The organism is Mesotoga sp. (assembly GCF_035363035.1).
Taxonomy (GTDB): domain Bacteria; phylum Thermotogota; class Thermotogae; order Petrotogales; family Kosmotogaceae; genus Mesotoga.
The window spans coordinates 13850-30484 of sequence record NZ_DAOSEH010000019.1 but is presented as its reverse complement, the minus strand read 5'-3'; the positions used below and the strand labels follow the sequence as shown (position 1 = coordinate 30484).

The following is a 16635-nucleotide window of genomic DNA, read 5'->3' as shown; positions in this document are numbered from 1 at the left end:
TACCGACCTCGTCCTCCAGTCGAGAGTGAAGAATTACAGGCCCGATATGCTTTACAGGTTGCTATACGAGGATAGAAAGCTGCTCGACGGCTGGGACAAGAATATGTCCATCTACCCGATAGAAGACTGGCCTTATTTTCAGAGATTCAGGGAAGATGCGAAAGACCATATCAGGAGAAGCGAACACATAGACGAGATACTCGAACAGATAAGGAAGGATATAGAGGTCAGGGGTCCGCTCTCCTCCCAGGACTTCGATTTCGATAAAAAGGTGGGCTGGTACTGGGCGCCCGCCAAAGCCTCCCGGGCCGCACTCGAGAGTATGTACTGGTGGGGAGAGCTCGTGGTACATCACAGGGCCGGAACCAGGAAGTACTACGATCTGGCAGGAAGACACATACCGCATGATATTTTCGACAGGCTAGATCCCAACACGACCGAGGAGGCTTATCACCGCTGGCATATAAGCAGAAGGATCGACAGTATCGGCCTTTTCTGGTCGAGATCTGGCGACGCCTGGCTCGGAATAAAGGGCCTTAACAGCGCTAAACGGACTGCCGCGATAGAGGAAATGGTGCGCTCGGGCGAATTGATCGAGCTGGAAATCGAAGGGTTCGATTACCCGGTTTATACTTCGAGCGTTAATAGAGAGCTTCTCGATCGAAGCCATGAAAGTACTGGCGCTCCGGAAGCTTCTTTTATAGCGCCGCTGGACAACCTGTTGTGGGACAGGAAGTTCATAAAGAGCCTCTTCCAGTTCGAATACACCTGGGAGGTGTACAAGCGGCCGCAGGACAGGAAGTACGGTTACTACGTTCTCCCCGTTCTCTTTGGAAGGGAATTTGTGGCGCGTTTCGAGCCTGTTTTCGATAAAAAGAAGAGGGTATTGAATATCAAGAACTGGTGGTGGGAAGAAGGGGTTGTCGTCACGGAGGATATGAAAGAGGCCATACGGAAATGTACCGACGACTTCGCCGGCTTCCTCGGCGCGGAGAAAATAGCGACATAGTAGAAGCTCCGACGCTGCGCGTTCAGGTTCTTCGTCGGTTAAGGAGCGCGAGAAGAGGAGAGAGGAAGAGACTTAAGAGATGAGATCCGTTTAAGAGCACAGCGGGATGACAATCCCTTCCCGTCATGCCGGATCGTGATTTGGTATTCCGACCTTATGTACATAATACTTGACATAATGTAAAGTATTATGTACAATATTCACAGGTGGTGGATATGAAGAACAGGCTGCGGGAATTCAGGTTCAAGAACGACGAGATAACTCAGGAATCTCTGGCAGAGCTTGTAGGAGTAAGCAGGCAGACGATCATCGCGATTGAGAAGGGGCGGTTCAATCCTTCTGTCAAGCTGGCTCTCAAGATCGCGCGTGTGTTGCGCTGCAGAGCGGAAGACCTGTTCATTATCGAAGAAGGTGATTGATATGCTTCAAAAGACGTTCATCCTGATTTTCGACGTGATACTCATCTCGGTCGCACTGACACTTATTCAGACGGTCAGTCCATGGTTTTCCTTTCTCCTGACCGGACTTTTCCTCTTTCCGATTTTGAGAATGTCGGGCCTGATTAGAGATCTGGATGAAAGAGAAAAAGCCGTAGACAACCTTTCTTCGAATATCGCACTGGCTATAGTTTTTCTCCTTGCGATGTTCTACACGGGCATGGGATACGAGATAGGTACCGACTGTTTCATATCTTTCATTCTCATCCCCTTCGCCGCAAAAGCCATTTTTTCGGCCGGCCTTTCGCTTTCGCGGAATCAGTCTATCTCGATTATAGGCAGGACGGTGGGACTGATATTTATAGGGTTCGCCGTTCTCTCTCACGGTTTAAGTGTAACGACCGCGATTGAGATCATTCCAGGCGTAGCCATCCTGGCCGCCACGGAACTTTCGAAACGCTGGAAGTATTTCGGGCTGAGCTTTTTAGCCTTCATAGTCGTGGCCACGCTCGTTTACTGGAACAATTTCGACAGGGTGACTATGGTCACGGTCTATGCGCTTTTTGTGATACCCTTCTCCTTTCTTTTCGTAAGGTCTTTCAGTAAAGAATGAAGATGGTTGAGGGACTAGCGTTTGTATCGTAGATAATCTTCGATCATTCTGGCCGGGTCTCTGTAGATGAGATTCAACACGCTCACCCCGGTAAGCAGAGTTCTCATCGCGATCGGAGTCCCTTCAATAATTGTTGGAACGATAGATTAGCCACCTCGTACCCGCTCTTTTAACTTTCCACACGTATGTTTTTGTCTCGTTCGGACCGCTTGTGTAATCTATAACGGCTGTGAACTGGACGTCCGCTTCGGTAAGGGTTGCGTTGAAATCTATGTCCTTCTCGCTGATGAACGTGAAAGACACCACACCCCTTCCCGAGAACATTCCGTCGTAGGTGTTTTCTATCTGGGCAAAGGTTTTCGTAGCCGTATTTATGTGGGCCGGATCCGTATAGAGGCCCGCAAGCGCGGCTGGATCTTCCTGTTCCCAGTACTTTTTGAAGTTTTCGATCAACAGGACCACTTTTATAGAGGGATCGACCAAGAAGCACCCGCTCAAGAATAGTATCAGGAAAGCCCCAAAAAACGATAAAGCAACTAACGGTTTTTTCATGATGACACCTCCCTGCCGATATTGAAATCTATATCGGTATCGTCAACCGCTCAGTCCCCCGCCTGCTACGATGACATTTTACTCCTTTGCCTGTTAGAACCTTCCCTTCATATAAACTCCCGCTGGTGGTAATATAATTGCCTTATCGACGGTGAAGGACAGTATCATGCCCAGGATAATTTTCTTTGAAGCGTTGATATACGCCAGCCTGGCAACCAAGAACATGTTGAGCCAGTACTTCGATCTGGCAGGTTACTCTTCGGTCCAGATCGGTTTTCTTATGACCGTATTGCCCATCGTGTCGCTCGCATCCAGTCCCTTCTGGTTCAAACTGGGTTCGAAGATAGGCGAGAGACGTATTTATTACATCGTTTCGATCGCCACCGCCTTCCTCATCTGGCCGGTCTTCCTGGCCGGAGATTTCGCGACCAACCTTCTGTTCATGTTTGTTTTTTCCTTTTTCTTTTCGGGGATCGTTCCTATCGGGGATTCTTTGATCATGTCTAGAATCAAACTGACGGGCGGTCGATTCGACAGGATAAGGTTGTGCGGAACGATCGGTTTCGCCATCACTTCCTTCTGCCTGAGCATGGTTTTGGGCACTTCTTTCATATGGCTTTTCGTGGCAACTTCTCTGTTAGTCTCTATCTCGGCGATGATAATCGGCCTGAAAGACCACGGGACTGATGCTTTACGCGGACCGTCGAAGAAAAAAACGACCGACGGAACGCTTTTTGAGTACTCGATAATGACCGCCGGCATGTTCCTGGGCATAACTCTCAACTCGTTCCACAACTCCTTCATACCTCTTCTCACCAGAGAGAGGGGTATGGATGTCTCTGCCGTAGGCGTTATCTTTGCGATAACCGCGGTATCGGAAATACCCTTTCTTCTTTATGCCGACAGGCTGATATCCAGAATCGGAAATCTGGCCGTTCTGGAGATCGGTATGGGTGTGATAGGCGTCAGAATGATACTAATATCCTTCACCACGAGCGTCGTATCCCTGTATCTCGCCGAGACGCTTCACGGACTCACTTATATTCTCATGTACTATTCGCTTTTCGATTACATTCACTTCAGGTTGCCGAAGGAGCATCTGGCTTCTGCCCAGAGCGTTTTCTGGGTCGTAAGATCCGGTTTGACCTTTATCGCCGGCTCGATCGGAGGGGGTTTCCTGATCGAAAGGCTTTCGGTGACTCTGGCCTTCAGATCCTTCGGGGTAGCCGGAATGGCGGCGGCCGGTATCGTATTCTTCATCGGTCTGTTGAAGAGAACTAATTCAAGAGAGAAGTACAAAGACACCGCCGGAGGCTGAAATACTCCGGCTTTTGATGGTGTGAAACGTTGATTAACTTCTCGCGAAAGGAGTTGGCGCTAAAGGCTGGCTCCCTCTTTTATCGCTTCTACTGATTTCTCGACAAGACCCGTCTTGTTGTCGGGGGTCTTCCCATCGAAGAGCTTCGTCATGCCCTTCAAGAGGAATACCAGCGTGAGCAAGGCGTTGCATATGGACGATACAAGTATCAAATAGTGTACCGGCACGCGGTCAACGGCAAAACCGTAGATCGCCGCACCCAGAGGAGTAGCTATCTGAGTGAGGATGGATATTACCGAAAAGATTCGCGACCTGTAATTGGTGGGAACGATTTTTTGGAACAACGTGTTCAAGGGCGTGTTGACGAAAGCGTTGAAAATGCCAGTGACGAGTATGGGAAGTCCAAGAGCGGCGAAGTACCGCCAGCTGGCCCAGCCGAACAGGTCGATGAAGTACGGGAAAAAGAACACGGTCAGAAGAAAGAGTATCAGGGTTTCGGCCGTAAGACCCATCGCGAAGAGGTTGCCCTGTCTCTTCTTCGACAGAAGCGTTCCGAGTATCACGTTTCCGATTAGTACTCCCACTACCCAGCCCGATTGAAGAAAACCGTACTGTTCACTGGTGAACCCCACGATCGTTCTGGCGAAAAACGGAAAGACCACCGAAAAGAAGGGGGATAGAAGGAAGTTCGAAAGCATAGCGAAAACCATAACTAGGATGAGACCGTTGATCTTTCGCATGTAGCCAACACCTTCTACAATATCCTTGAATACGCTCTTCAAGGATATTTTGCCCTTCTCTGTGGTTTGTTGATACCTTATGAAGATCTCGCTGATGGCCGACGCGATGTACGAGGCGCCGTTGAGGATGAGAACCGCCTCTATTCCAAACATTCCGTAAAGTATCCCGCCCAGCACCGGGCCGATTATGTATGATAGGGAGTTTATCGCGCCAAGTATCGAGTTGCCCCTGAGCAGTTTGTCGCTATCTATGATGTCGGGCAACATCGCCGCGGTGGCGGGGTCGAAGGAGATATCGAAAGTGGATATCAAAAGCTGGAAGATGAAAAGAACCGTTATGGTCAGACTGTTGGCGCCTGCCAGTACGGCCATCGCAAGAATCGCCGCCCCTCGCGCGAAGTCCATGTATACCATGATCATTTTTCGATTGAACCGGTCGCCCAGAACGCCAGCAACAGGGCCGAAGAGAATCCTTGGAAGCATGGTTATCACCATGAAAGTTCCCATGATCGTTCCCGAACCGGTAAGATCGAGTATATAAAGCGGAATCGCCAGAGATTGAATACCGCTTCCTATCAAGGATACCAATCTACCAATCGCGTAAAGCCAGAAATTTCTCCCGAGATCTTTCATACGATCACCTCAGATATATTTCTTATATGGTCCGATAATATCATAAAATATATAAATAAATCAAGTCCTATATAAATATTTTTTATATTACGGATAATTTTTATAGTTTTCAGTACTTTTCCAGAATTTACTAATAGCACCATAGTTCTCATTGTCGGCCATGCTAGACAGTATTTTCTGAAAAACCTTCAGTTAGTATGCTTCGGAAAAAACATAGATAAATAGCTAGAAGTGCAAAATACTCAAATATAAATTGAAAACTTTCAGGGAAGTAAAAATCGATTCAACGGCGAAGCGGTTTCCAGTTCAGCGGCTATTGAATTCGTTACCGGCCCCAAGCATAGCCAGGTAGTTTTTCACCGGTATGTAATTGGCGACCGTGTTACCCGTACCCAGAGCGTAGCCTCCACCCGGCGCACACTCTTCCAGCAGTTTCAAAGTGTGTTTTCTCACACTTTCGGGGTCGGCCTTGCAGAGAAAATCGACATCGACGCCCCCGAGGACGGCGATTCGCTCGCCCCATAGTTTTTTTGCCATAGAGACCGGCGTGATGATATCCTCGAATGAATGCTTGGCATCTATTCCGGCGGCTATTATGTCGTCCATAACGGTGGCCAGATTGCCGCAGCTGTGAAGTATGAAAGGTTTTCCCGCCGTGTGAACGATCCGGGCGATTTCACTGTACCAGGGGAAGACCAGTTTTCTGAGATGTTTGGGCGAGAAGATCGTGGCCGTCTTGTAGCCAAGATCGTCGCCGAAGCAGTACGCCCCCACGCAGTCAAAAGAGGAGATGATTCTCGCCGCGCCCACCAGTACCCTCCCGATTCTTCCGACGAGCTCATCGACCAGCTCCGGTTCTTCGTAAATCGCCAGCGAGAACCTCTCCAGACCGAGGAGCATGCTCGCGTGCTCGAAGGGTCCTCCCGCGGCCCCGCCTATGATTTTCATGCCCGAAGGGAGATGTTCCCCGAGTTCTCTGAAGAGTTCGAAATCTAAGGCCTCTTCCGGCTCGGGCCAGTGAGCCTCTTTCAGGTCTTTGAGAGACCGGATCGGACCGTCCTTTTCGTTCACCCATTTTCTTCTGGAACGCCTGTAAAGGGCTGTGTCCTCGCTCTCTATCTGGTAGGCGAGCGGGAAGCGGGGCGTGAGATAGAAAGGCACATAATCGTACCCCAGCTCATAATAGAAACTCACCAGCTGATCGAAGTACTTCCCGCTTTCCCCGGCGGGATCGGCCAGTTTGAAACCCATCACCTCTTCGATTATCTCTCCGTCGGCGAAGAGCTCGAAAAAAGGCACGCGCCCGGGCTCTTTCGCGCGCCCGAGCGCGTCCAGCATGATCGAAAAGTCCGGTCGTTGATGCAAGATAATACCTCCCGAACTGAAAACCCGTCTATCTAAAAGCCCGAACTCTCCTGGAGAGAGTCCAGCTCTTCAAAGGTCAGGTTTGCGATAGTGTAGCTCTTCCAGTCGCGATAATCGAAGTGCCACCACTCCTCCTGCAAAGGTTCGAAGCCGACGGAGACCATGGTCTCCCTGAGGAGTTCCCTGTACCATCTCTGCAGGCTCGTGCCGCCGGGATAATCTATGTACGACCTCTCAGAGAATTCGTCGTAACCGCCGCCAAAATCGATAAACTCTCCAGTACTCAGTATGTATAGAGAGACATCGACCGCGCAGCCCCTGTTGTGTCGGGAACCTTTCTGAGGGTCGGCGACGAACTCTTTGAGGTCGTCAGGAGTCGCGTCCCAGAACATCTTTGTGACATACCAGGGTCTGTAAGCATCGTGGATCACCAGTCCGTAACCCATCGATCTCAAGAGCTCGCTCGCCTTCACAAGGGCTTGTGCGGCCGGTCGCTGGAGAAAGGCTCTCTCTTGTGAATAGAGGGGAACTCCCATGAAGTTGTCGTGTCTGGCATATCGTATGTCCAGCTTTATCGAGGGATCGAGCAAGGTCACTTCCACGAGGTCGTGCGGCAGAAAAGTGCCGGCCTCGACCGGCGGAGTCGCTTCCAGAGCTATCGGAAGCAGTTTATCTATTGATTCGACGGGTGTTATCTTGAAGACATCTCCTCCCTCCGGTCCGTAGAATTTTCTTCTGAAAACCTCTCCTCCGGCGACGCAGCTCACTCCCATGCCGGCTTCGTCCCTGCCGAAGGTTATGATCGTGAATTTGAACGGGTTGGGTTCGCAGAGATAATTGTCCTCGCATAACTCCGCGCATTCGACCGGCAGATATCTCGACCCGTTGAAGATGAGTTCTCCGTCGCTGCTTTTCACAAGCAACTGGAGCGAGGAGTCAATCTCTCTGAAGAAGAAGTGCGTCTCGGCCCCTTCGTACCTTCCAAAGAGCGAAGAGGCGACGTCCTCCACCGCCGCGGAAACGGCGAACAGCGAAACTGTCAGCAAGAGCGCAAAGAAAAGAACCAGTCGTTTCATCTTTCCACCTCCAGGTCAAATGATCTATCTATACGGGATAGGGCTTATCGGAGGGTTTGTATAAAGCGAACTTCACATATTCGAATCTATCGCTTCGAACCTGTCGAACATATAATTAACGTAGCCCTTCACATAAGAGGCCGTCTCTCTGAGAATCTCCACGGTCATTTTATCCAGTTTTTCCGTCTTGCCTGCCCGAGCGAGTTCGTCAAAATAACTCTTTCCCAGCCAGACCACTTCTTCCGTCTCGAGTTCGTCCTTCATGAGATGCTTCAGTTCATAATAGACGGGATTCAACTTTCCTCTCGAGAAGCCTCTCAGATCGACGGCTGCCTGTTTCGGACTCTTTATGGTCTTCGCCGGGACTTCGTCTATGGCCTTGACCAGTGGCCCATACTGTCCCCAGAGCAGGTAGCCGCCGTAGAAGTCGTAAGCGAAGTGATACTTGGCAAAGACGGTCTGCCATTTGTCCATGTTGAACGGCAGCTTCAGCAGTTCGAATAAAGGCGCGGGGAAAGTATGAAAGGGCTGCCCGACATCTTCAAGGTAATGCATCGCCCTGGCCATAAACCTGTAAGCCCAGTAGTGATCTCCCCTGCCGTAGGCCAGTTCGGAAAGGTCGCTGAAATACTGTACCATGTCGGTAACCTCTCCAACCCTAATAAAGCACAGCAACCTGTATTCCATATGACGGATGCCCTGACTGTCTCCCAGGAGTTTCTCAATCCCCTCCATAGGCAGTCCTTTGTCCATACCCATGTCCGGTTCATAAGCATAAACGGAAAGAATCTGCCACACAGGGGCGGTATTGTTCACCGGCTCGGGATTGGGAAAGACCGGAATGAAGAGATCGATATCTTCCTCCGGCATGTAGTTTTTACCCAGATAATCGTAGAACCCGGTTATCGCGGGATTATAAGGATGGGTATCCACATCGGCGTATGTATAGGGCGTTATTTGCACATATTCTTCTAAAGGCAAGGAAAACCTCGAGACTATCGTATAGGTCAGTGCATCGTGCCCGGACCAGGCAAATCCCAGAGCGGCTAACATGATAAATAAAAATAAGATCGCCTTTTTCATAATCAACACCTCCGGATTCATAATAGCAGAAGGACAGTCTTTTTTTGCTTAAAACTCCGGGTTCACTGCAAATAGTTGGTTTTAGCGGAGAGTGATGTGCACTTTTGTGAGTCTATCAAATTGAAGCCCCGTTTGTTTTTGTACGATACAATGGTTGTATCTGCTAGTATTTCAGATAGAATTTTTCAAGGGAGGTGATCGGAATGTCTTCGAATGAAGGGAGAGAAATTGCCGGGGTTTTTCGAGGTTCATTTGCCATCCGGGGATTCGAAGATATAGAGTTCAACTTTCAACTCTTGAGGTCGCTTGGAGCGGTTTCCTACGGTGGAGGAACGGTCGGCGAGATACTATCGATCGTGCCGGCTATAAGACCTGAAGAGCCCGAAACCTGGGTGACACAGTTCAAGGATCTGGCCATCAGGGCAAAGAAACTGGGGCTGGATCTCATGCAAAAGGGCAGAATGAAGAGCGCCCACGAAGCTTTTTTGAGGGCTTCAAGCTATTTCAGGGCCGCCGAATATTACGGAGACCCGAGGGACTCAAAAAACAGATATATAGGTATGGAGAGCAGAGATTGTTTCATATACGCCTTCAGAACGGCAAATCTCGAGTTTGAAGCCGTCAGGATACCTTACGGAGACGATTTCATTCCCGCGTACTGGATCTCGCCGCTTACACAAAGCTCTCAGACAAAAAAGAGAACCATCATGATGATGAGCGGCTTCGACGGAACCTCCGAAGAGATGTATTTCCAGAGCGGGGCCGCGGCACTGAACAGGGGTTACTCGTTGTTGCTTTTTGACGGGCCGGGTCAGGTGGGTATGAGGAGATTCTCTACCGAAACGCCTTTCAGAGCGGATTTCGAAGTGGCCGTGGCGAAAGTGGTAGATTATCTGCTCTCGCGTGGCGACGTTGATCCCTCGAAGATCGCCCTTTACGGTATAAGCCTCGGTGGATATTTTTCGCTGCGCGCGGCGGCTCATGAACCTCGAATCAAGGCCTTGATCTCAAATTCACCCATAACGGACATCTACAAATACATGATCGGCGTGGCCGGCGAAGGGGCCATGAACTCATCACAGGACATAGGGCTCGACTATATCGACGAAATCCCAGCGGAGTATCTGAGCAAGGGTAAGAAGCTCCAAATTCTCAATATCATTCTGCGTTACGGAGAGAGGTCGATGTTCGCAGCCTTCGAGAGAATGAAGGAGTTCACCGTTGGCGAGGCGATAAAGAACATACGCGCACCCTTCCTTGGAATGGTAAGCCAGGGCGAGGGACTCGGCGCAATGGGACAGGCAGAGGAAGCCGTCAAAGGCGTTTCCGGACCTTCGAGCCTGAGAGTCTTCACAAAGGACGAGGGGGCGGACTCTCACTGCCAGCTCACCAATCTCCCCCTCTCCAACGCCGTCCTTCTCGACTGGCTGGATGAAGTCTTCGGAGTCAGGTCGTGAAGAGGATCGGACTGCTGGGAGGCATGAGCTGGGAATCTTCGTTGGAGTACTACCGGTTGCTCAATGAAGCCGTCAAAGAGAGACTTGGCAGTCTCAACTCGGCCGATTGCGTGATGGTCTCTATCGACTTCCAGCCGGTGGCCGATATGATGAAGCTCAACAACTGGAAAGGGATCGCCCGTGTTCTTGAGGATGTATCGAGAGATTTGAAGAGAGCCGGCGCCGACTTTCTGGTGATATGTACCAATACGATGCACCTGCTGGTCAGGGAGATTGAAGATGCGTCGGGATTGAAAGTCCTTCAAATCGGGGAAGCCGTTGCGGAGAGAATAACCGCGGCCGGCCTCAAGACCGTCGGACTCCTCGGGACGCGCTTCACCATGGAGAGGAGTTATTACCGCAACACTCTCGGCAGACACGGGATCGAAGTGATCGTTCCTCAAGAGCGAGACAGGGAGAGTGTGGACAGGATAATCTTCCAGGAGCTCTGCAGGGGAATCTTCACTGAAGAGTCCAGAGAGAGCTATAGATCGATAATCTCGAAACTCCAGAGTGAAGGAGCCAGCGGAGTGGTGCTAGGTTGTACCGAGATACCACTACTCATAAAGCAGTCCGACGTCGAGATTCCCGTTTTCGACACCACGGCGATTCACGCGGCTGCAGCGGTGGAGTTCGCGCTTGCGGACAATTGAATTTGCAAGTCTCTCCTGAAGAGAAGAAGCAGAATCTAGTAACCTATAATGTAGTACTGTCTAATACAAAGGAGGTAAAACTTATGAGAAGAACTCTCCTGCTTACGCTGGTCATATTGCTTGTATCTGCTATGGGCCTGGCCAGTGTTTACAGCAACGCATCCAGCAACAACCTTGAGGGAGTAAAGGAAGATCTCAAAAGTGGTGGCAATATAAACGAACTGGGCTATAACAACAAATCGGCTCTCATGACGGCCGTCGATTACGGCTATGCTGAAATCGCCAGATTTCTCATCGAATCCGGTGCAGATATTTTTCTGATAGACAACGATGGATTCACTGCCCTGCATTACGCTGCCAGAAAAGGACTGACGGAGATCGCGAAACTACTCGTCGAAAGAGGTGCCGAGATCGACAAGTACCCCGACAGTTCAAAATTTTACGCCGGTTATACCCCACTGATACTCGCCTGCGACAGTTCGAGGGACGATAAGACTCTTGAAGTAGTTAAGTACCTCGTAGAAAAGGGAGCGAACCTGGAGAAGGTCGAGTTCGCTTTCAAATCCCCGCTGACGGCAGCTGTCTTTGCAAAATCCACAAATACGATAAGGTTTTTGCTCGAGAGCGGTGCCAATCCGAACAACGCGCTCAACGACGGTAGAACGCCACTGTATCTTGCCATATCGGAAGGGTTACCCTTCGAGGCCGTGGATGTTCTTCTGGCAAAAGGCGCGGATGTATCGCTGGGAACTGAGTACTATACTCCCCTGGGGCTGGCCGTTTCGAAGTCTAACCATGATGTCACCAAAAGATTGATAGACTTCGGCGCCGACTATTTGAAAGTCGATTCTCTGGGTAACACCATACTGCACAACGCTGCACGCAGCGGCTCGACTAAGAATATAGAGCTGTTTGTCGGGTTGGGAATCGATATCAACTCCATAAACATGGAGGGAGATACGCCCCTTCACATCGCAGCCGAGCGTGAATACTTCCGCAATGTCGAACTCCTGATATCGCTCGGGGCCGATGTTCTGGCAAAGAACAACAACGGATATCTACCGCTGCATATACATCTGGCTGTATATAAAGAGAGCAAAGATACTATCGAATTGCTCCTTTCGAAGGGAGTGAGTATAAACCAGAACGAGGTCGAGTTCGGATTTTCGCCGCTACACCTCGCCGCAGGGAATGGCATGCTTGAGATGGTTAAATTCCTTGTTGAGAAGGGCGCCGACATATCCATCCAGGCGGATAAAAAGATCGCGCCCCTGCACATGGCTGTGGGAAGATACGGTAAAGTCGAGGTTATCGATTACTTGCTGGAGAAGGGGGCGAATATAAATGTCGAGGACGAAGACGGCAAAATTCCCATCTTCTACGCAGTTATTGAGAAAAACCTCGAGGCTGCTTCTCATCTGGCAGAGAGAGGGGCCGATATAAACCATGTGGATTTACTTGGAATGACGACCGCACATTATGCCGTTCAAGACAAGTGGGACGGTATAGAAATGTTGAAGATCCTTCGCCAGTTCGGAGTACCTGTGAATATAAAGGATAATAGCGGAAAGATGCCCGAAGATTACGCCGCCTCTGAAGAGATAAAGGAGTTCCTGAGATCTCTCTACTGAGTGTGGCGGGTTTTACGTTCGAACGAAAGTAATTCAAAAGAACTGGAGAGCAGGAAGAGCCGTCCTTGGGAAACCTGAGGCTAGAGGTAAGAGGCGAGAGGCTGGAAGGTCGATAAGATCTCGACTTTCTTACCTCTGACCTCTCCCCCTCTTACCTCTGTTTAGAGACAGACGAGATTAGATCCCGTATAAGAACACTACGGGATGACACCAAGGGAACATTTCAGGGCTGGCTTCTCACGGCCAAAGCGAGAGAGTCATGACTGAAGATCCTTGATTTTTTGAGAATACTGTCTGGCCTTTTCCTCTATCTGTAAGGGCGTTCCCTTCGTGAGGTCGGAGCCGATTCCGACAGCTGCAGTGCCGGCTTCGAACCATAGATTAATATTGTCCAGACTGACGCCGCCTGAGACCACACATCGGGCCTCCGGGAAGGGACCTCTGAGAGACTTCACGAACGCCGGTGTGAGAACGTCTCCCGGGAAAACCTTCACCATCGAGAGTCCGAGGCCGGTTGCCTTTACGTACTCCGTGGGAGTCATTATTCCAGGAAGATAAAGAACCTCCATCGCCCTGGAGTGTATCGCGAGCTCTTCAGAGAGATGGGGACTGACCACGTATCTCGCGCCGCTGCGGATGGCAAGGTCGAACTGTCCGTCCGTAAGGACCGTTCCGGCCCCAACGTAAGCCTCCGGAAGCTCCCGCGAGATGATCGATATAGCTTTTTCCGCATCGGGTACAGTGAAGGTTATTTCGAGTATTTTTATACCTCCACGATAGCAACTCCTGGCGATCTCTACACAGCGGTCCACTGAATCGCTTCTGATCACGGCCATTATTTTTTCCGATTGTATTATCTCTTTCATGCTCTCCTCCATTTTCTTCATAGAACAATTCTTCCAAAGTTCTTCAAAGTCTCGAGTACCCTGAGAGTGAGGATTGCGACCCATTCGTCCCACGCAGGAGCGAGGTCTCCGTCGTAAATGCTCTTTGACCATGTGGGTTTGATTCTGCCGTTGCTCTGAAGAGTCTGTACGTAGCAGTCGAGGTTCTTCTCTATAAGTGCGCCATCGATGCCGAAGGTTCTGTCCGGCCCGGTGGCAAAATCGAGGGGCCGCGCCGTGTACTCGCTTTTCCACTCATCCTCGTCACAGCAGGTGAGACTGTTCACCGCCTGAACGATTTTATCCTCGAGCCTGCCGGCCCTCTCCATATCGAGCTGATGATGGAGTCTCTCGAAGCAGAAAATTTCGTGGAAGGAACCGAATTCCTTCATTCCGTTCAGGTATTCGATGGCTTTCTCGATCAGCGCATCCACATTCAGAGACGTGTACTCCCTATAGCGATGCAGGTAACCTATGATTTCAGCCGTTGGGTTGCCCCAGTTTATATCTATCGACGACATGCCCTTTTCGCTGTCGAAATGCCACCAGGGCGCATGGGGAAAATCGTTAACGCTCTCCGGCACAGATAACCAGCCCATTCTGCCGGGTATGAAGGTCTTCTCCAGATATTCTACGGCCCTGGAAATCATTTCCCGCTTGGCGGTGCTGTCGTAACCGAGTTTTGTGATAATCTGAAAGGCTACCGATGTTGCCATCGGTGAGGAGTATGGAAGTCTGAAGTCCGGTTCGAGTGCGTTTCCAAAGCCACCGTCTTCGTTCTGGTATCTGGATAGCTCCTCGATCACCTTCTCGCCCGAATCATCTTCGTACAGATAGGAGAACAGCTTTTCTTCAAGATCTCTGCCGTAATCCTGCATGAAATACTTGATCTTCCAGAGATCTTCTTTTCTCAATACAAGCAATTTTTCGCCCTCCTTTGGTTTCCGGAAATCGTTCAGTGCACGAACCATTCGGCCAGATTGTCGAACAGTTCTCCACTTCCCGGCACCGGTCCGTTCAACTCTTGCCTCCAGAACGTGATCTTCTGACTATAGGATACCACTACGATCGGCATATCTTCGAGCCATAACTTCATAGCCCCCAGGTAGTACGGGATCCTGTCCTTCCAGAGGCCCTCGGTGGCCGCTTTTCTCTCTATCCTGAACAATTGTGGATTTACATATCCCACTTCCCAGCCGGTTTTTAAGTCGTCGGCATTCTCCACCGTCCAGGGAGTAATCTCAGGATAATCGAATGCTTCAACTCTGAAAAAGGCCAGCTCATAATCGGCCGAATATACGTCGCCGAGCAGACTTCCCCAGTCTAGTCTCTCCACCTTCAGATCCACTCCGATCTCCTTCCACATCTTCACGAGCATATCCGTGAACTTCTTATCGACTCCCTGGTGAACCTTGATCGTAAGTGTGTATCCCTTTCCGTACCCGGCACTCACAATGAGTTCTTTTGCCCTTCCAGGGTCGTAGGGAAACTCCCCGATCTGCGACAGGAGTTCCTGAAGAAAAGCTGTTCGGACATCTATGGGCAGAAGAGCTGCGGTAGAGCCGATCCCGATCGTGCCCGACAGTTTCTCGACATCCAGAGCCATTCTCAAGGCCTTTCTCAAAGAGCTCTTAGAGAGAAAGTCGTTCCTGTGATTTAGAATCAAAGCATAATAAGAACCGTCGGGAGTGAATTCGTACCTGTAATTTCCATTCTTTGCGTCGTTTATGAGTTCTGTCGTCGCACCTTCTTCGTTGAAGAGCATGCTCAGTTCGCCCTTCAGAAACATCTCTATCCTCTCTTCCTGATCGGCCTCTTCTATCAGTCTTATTTCGTCCAGAAGAGCATGCTCGGGCCACTCAGCGAAGTATAGAGGGTAGTGTTCCGACCCTTTTCCGCCGTGCCATTGTGGATTTCTCTTAAGTATGATCTTTCCCTTCTCGCTCCCCTCTGCCAGGTAAAAAGGTCCGGAGGTGGCCTCCAGGGGAGGTTTACCTGAATACTGGCTGACAGCCACCTCTTCCGGTTTCAATCCGAGCTTCCCTTCGTATATGTGTCTGGCCAGTAATCCCGTCCTTAGATAACCGGTGAACTCGGGAAATGGTCGATTGAAATAGAAAACGGCGCTTTTGTCATCCAGGGTTTTCATCTCTACGTAAGAGAGATCGTTCAGAATTCCGTAGAGTTGCGAGTCCTCGCTAACTTTCCAAACTGCCAGCGAGTATTCTAGATCATTCGTAGTAATCGGAGTTCCATCGAACCAGTGGATCTCGTCTCTGAGTTTTATATGCAGTTCTTTATTCCCGTCTCTCCACTCCCACCTTTCTACGAGCGAAGGCTCGATTCTATCCCCGCTCAACTTCCTGAAGAGGGGGTCCTGAGTGGCAGCCGTTACCCAGATATCGCCCCGGACCAGCTCAAGGCCGGGCAGGAAGTGGCCGGTAGTATCTATTGGGAGAGAGATGGATCCACCGGATATTTCTTCGAAGTCGAACCGGGAACTGCTGGATCTGACCGTCAAATCTCTCGCGAGTAACGTAGCGGCGAGCAGTACGAGTAAAATAACTGTCAAAAATTTATGCACGGGCAACCTCCAGAACATTCATCAACACAATTATATCGAAATTACCCGCTCTGTGGAAAAGAGTATTTGAGTATCGGGATACGGGAAAGAGCGGATTCTAGAAATTGACTGACATCTTTCTAAGATCGTTCAGTCTTCTGGTTCTTTCGGAGTAATAATGAAAGATATTTCAATAACGCGGGCAGGTTATTTATTGTCGGACTAAATAAGTGTCAAAAAGTAAATCCAGCTTCAATAATATTTAGGAATAAGCTTTGGATTTCTCCATAGTTTGTGCTATAATCAGTCAAGCGAAAGAGAAACTATTCGAAAGGAGGCGTAATAGAATGATGATGAGACTTAAAACAGGATTTTTCACCACCCTTAACAGGGTCTCCGGTGATGCCGCATTCTGCCACGCCTTCATCCGTCGTGTGAGGTATAAAGACGTATAACCATAGACGATGTTTGAAGGACCGTGGCGAGTAACAGCCACGGTCCTTTTTTTTATCAACCATTTCTCCAGGAGGTGGAGTTATGTCAGTTAAGGTAGAGGTCGAAAGAATCGAGAAAGTGGAGCAG

15 protein-coding genes are annotated in these 16635 nt (G+C 49.9%); 7 read left to right on the top strand and 8 right to left on the bottom strand.

The window, feature by feature from the left end; translation table 11 throughout:
- From PKX57_RS04900 to PKX57_RS04890, 3 genes are all read left to right on the top strand, one after another.
- Positions 1-1009 (top strand): DNA glycosylase AlkZ-like family protein (locus tag PKX57_RS04900; protein WP_472416250.1); only part of this gene is annotated, 1009 nt, incomplete at its 5' end.
- A gap of 215 nt (positions 1010-1224) precedes the next feature.
- Positions 1225-1428: a helix-turn-helix domain-containing protein gene (locus PKX57_RS04895; protein WP_213919677.1), complete on the top strand. Its 204-nt coding sequence runs from the start codon at positions 1225-1227 to the stop codon at positions 1426-1428.
- 1 nt (position 1429) lies between these two features.
- A complete protein-coding gene (locus tag PKX57_RS04890) occupies positions 1430-2059 on the top strand; it encodes a hypothetical protein (RefSeq protein ID WP_213919678.1) in 630 nt (209 codons plus the stop codon).
- Between the two features lie 123 nt (positions 2060-2182).
- Here the strand turns inward: PKX57_RS04890 and PKX57_RS04885 are convergent, their stop codons facing one another.
- On the bottom strand, positions 2183-2611 hold the full coding sequence (locus PKX57_RS04885) for a hypothetical protein (RefSeq protein ID WP_213919679.1): 429 nt from the start codon (positions 2609-2611) through the stop codon (positions 2183-2185).
- 166 nt (positions 2612-2777) lie between these two features.
- On the opposite strand from PKX57_RS04885, the gene PKX57_RS04880 reads away from it, so the two are divergent.
- The gene (locus PKX57_RS04880) at positions 2778-3929 is read left to right on the top strand and encodes an MFS transporter (RefSeq protein ID WP_472416248.1); all 1152 of its coding nucleotides are present in this window, start codon (positions 2778-2780) and stop codon (positions 3927-3929) included.
- A 59-nt stretch (positions 3930-3988) separates the two neighbouring features.
- On the opposite strand, the gene PKX57_RS04875 is transcribed toward PKX57_RS04880, so the two are convergent.
- The 4 genes from PKX57_RS04875 to PKX57_RS04860 all read right to left on the bottom strand — a co-directional run bounded on the left by PKX57_RS04875 (position 3989) and on the right by PKX57_RS04860 (position 8826).
- On the bottom strand, positions 3989-5302 hold the full coding sequence (locus PKX57_RS04875) for an MFS transporter (protein ID WP_472416247.1): 1314 nt from the start codon (positions 5300-5302) through the stop codon (positions 3989-3991).
- A gap of 306 nt (positions 5303-5608) precedes the next feature.
- Positions 5609-6667: a uroporphyrinogen decarboxylase family protein gene (locus PKX57_RS04870; RefSeq protein ID WP_472416245.1), complete on the bottom strand. Its 1059-nt coding sequence runs from the start codon at positions 6665-6667 to the stop codon at positions 5609-5611.
- A 32-nt stretch (positions 6668-6699) separates the two neighbouring features.
- Entirely contained in the window at positions 6700-7743 is a 1044-nt protein-coding gene (locus PKX57_RS04865; RefSeq protein ID WP_214075807.1) for a M15 family metallopeptidase, read from the bottom strand.
- Positions 7744-7815: 72 nt separating this feature from the next.
- A complete protein-coding gene (locus PKX57_RS04860; RefSeq protein WP_472416243.1) occupies positions 7816-8826 on the bottom strand; it encodes a phospholipase in 1011 nt (336 codons plus the stop codon).
- A 203-nt stretch (positions 8827-9029) separates the two neighbouring features.
- On the opposite strand from PKX57_RS04860, the gene PKX57_RS04855 reads away from it, so the two are divergent.
- The 3 genes from PKX57_RS04855 to PKX57_RS04845 all read left to right on the top strand — a co-directional run bounded on the left by PKX57_RS04855 (position 9030) and on the right by PKX57_RS04845 (position 12606).
- Entirely contained in the window at positions 9030-10283 is a 1254-nt protein-coding gene (locus PKX57_RS04855) for an alpha/beta fold hydrolase (RefSeq protein ID WP_213919684.1), read from the top strand.
- Positions 10280-10975 carry an amino acid racemase gene (locus PKX57_RS04850; protein ID WP_213919685.1) on the top strand — a complete coding sequence of 232 codons (696 nt, stop codon included), beginning with the start codon at positions 10280-10282 and terminating at the stop codon, positions 10973-10975. Before PKX57_RS04855 ends, PKX57_RS04850 begins: the two co-directional genes overlap by 4 nt.
- Positions 10976-11058: 83 nt before the next feature.
- Positions 11059-12606, top strand: a complete 1548-nt coding sequence (locus PKX57_RS04845; RefSeq protein ID WP_213919686.1) for an ankyrin repeat domain-containing protein — start codon at positions 11059-11061, stop codon at positions 12604-12606.
- A gap of 257 nt (positions 12607-12863) precedes the next feature.
- On the opposite strand, the gene PKX57_RS04840 is transcribed toward PKX57_RS04845, so the two are convergent.
- Genes PKX57_RS04840 through PKX57_RS04830 form a run of 3 tightly spaced genes read right to left on the bottom strand, consistent with a single transcriptional unit; the run spans position 12864 to position 16074 of the window.
- Positions 12864-13472: a bifunctional 4-hydroxy-2-oxoglutarate aldolase/2-dehydro-3-deoxy-phosphogluconate aldolase gene (locus PKX57_RS04840; RefSeq protein WP_213919689.1), complete on the bottom strand. Its 609-nt coding sequence runs from the start codon at positions 13470-13472 to the stop codon at positions 12864-12866.
- Positions 13473-13489: 17 nt separating this feature from the next.
- On the bottom strand, positions 13490-14413 hold the full coding sequence (locus PKX57_RS04835) for a hypothetical protein (protein WP_214075749.1): 924 nt from the start codon (positions 14411-14413) through the stop codon (positions 13490-13492).
- 32 nt (positions 14414-14445) lie between these two features.
- Entirely contained in the window at positions 14446-16074 is a 1629-nt protein-coding gene (locus tag PKX57_RS04830) for an ABC transporter substrate-binding protein (protein ID WP_472414779.1), read from the bottom strand.
- Between the last annotated feature and the right edge of the window lie 561 nt (positions 16075-16635).

Excerpts from the sequence above, each read along its gene's own strand:
- PKX57_RS04840 (WP_213919689.1), bottom strand. The coding sequence starts at position 13,472 with ATGAAAGAGATAATACAATCGGAAAAAATAATGGCCGTGATCAGAAGC.
- PKX57_RS04865 (WP_214075807.1), bottom strand. The coding sequence starts at position 7,743 with ATGAAACGACTGGTTCTTTTCTTTGCGCTCTTGCTGACAGTTTCGCTG.
- PKX57_RS04860 (WP_472416243.1), bottom strand. The coding sequence starts at position 8,826 with ATGAAAAAGGCGATCTTATTTTTATTTATCATGTTAGCCGCTCTGGGA.
- PKX57_RS04885 (WP_213919679.1), bottom strand. The coding sequence starts at position 2,611 with ATGAAAAAACCGTTAGTTGCTTTATCGTTTTTTGGGGCTTTCCTGATA.
- PKX57_RS04845 (WP_213919686.1), top strand. The coding sequence starts at position 11,059 with ATGAGAAGAACTCTCCTGCTTACGCTGGTCATATTGCTTGTATCTGCT.
- PKX57_RS04855 (WP_213919684.1), top strand. The coding sequence starts at position 9,030 with ATGTCTTCGAATGAAGGGAGAGAAATTGCCGGGGTTTTTCGAGGTTCA.
- PKX57_RS04890 (WP_213919678.1), top strand. The coding sequence starts at position 1,430 with ATGCTTCAAAAGACGTTCATCCTGATTTTCGACGTGATACTCATCTCG.
- PKX57_RS04895 (WP_213919677.1), top strand. The coding sequence starts at position 1,225 with ATGAAGAACAGGCTGCGGGAATTCAGGTTCAAGAACGACGAGATAACT.
- PKX57_RS04875 (WP_472416247.1), bottom strand. The coding sequence starts at position 5,302 with ATGAAAGATCTCGGGAGAAATTTCTGGCTTTACGCGATTGGTAGATTG.
- PKX57_RS04880 (WP_472416248.1), top strand. The coding sequence starts at position 2,778 with ATGCCCAGGATAATTTTCTTTGAAGCGTTGATATACGCCAGCCTGGCA.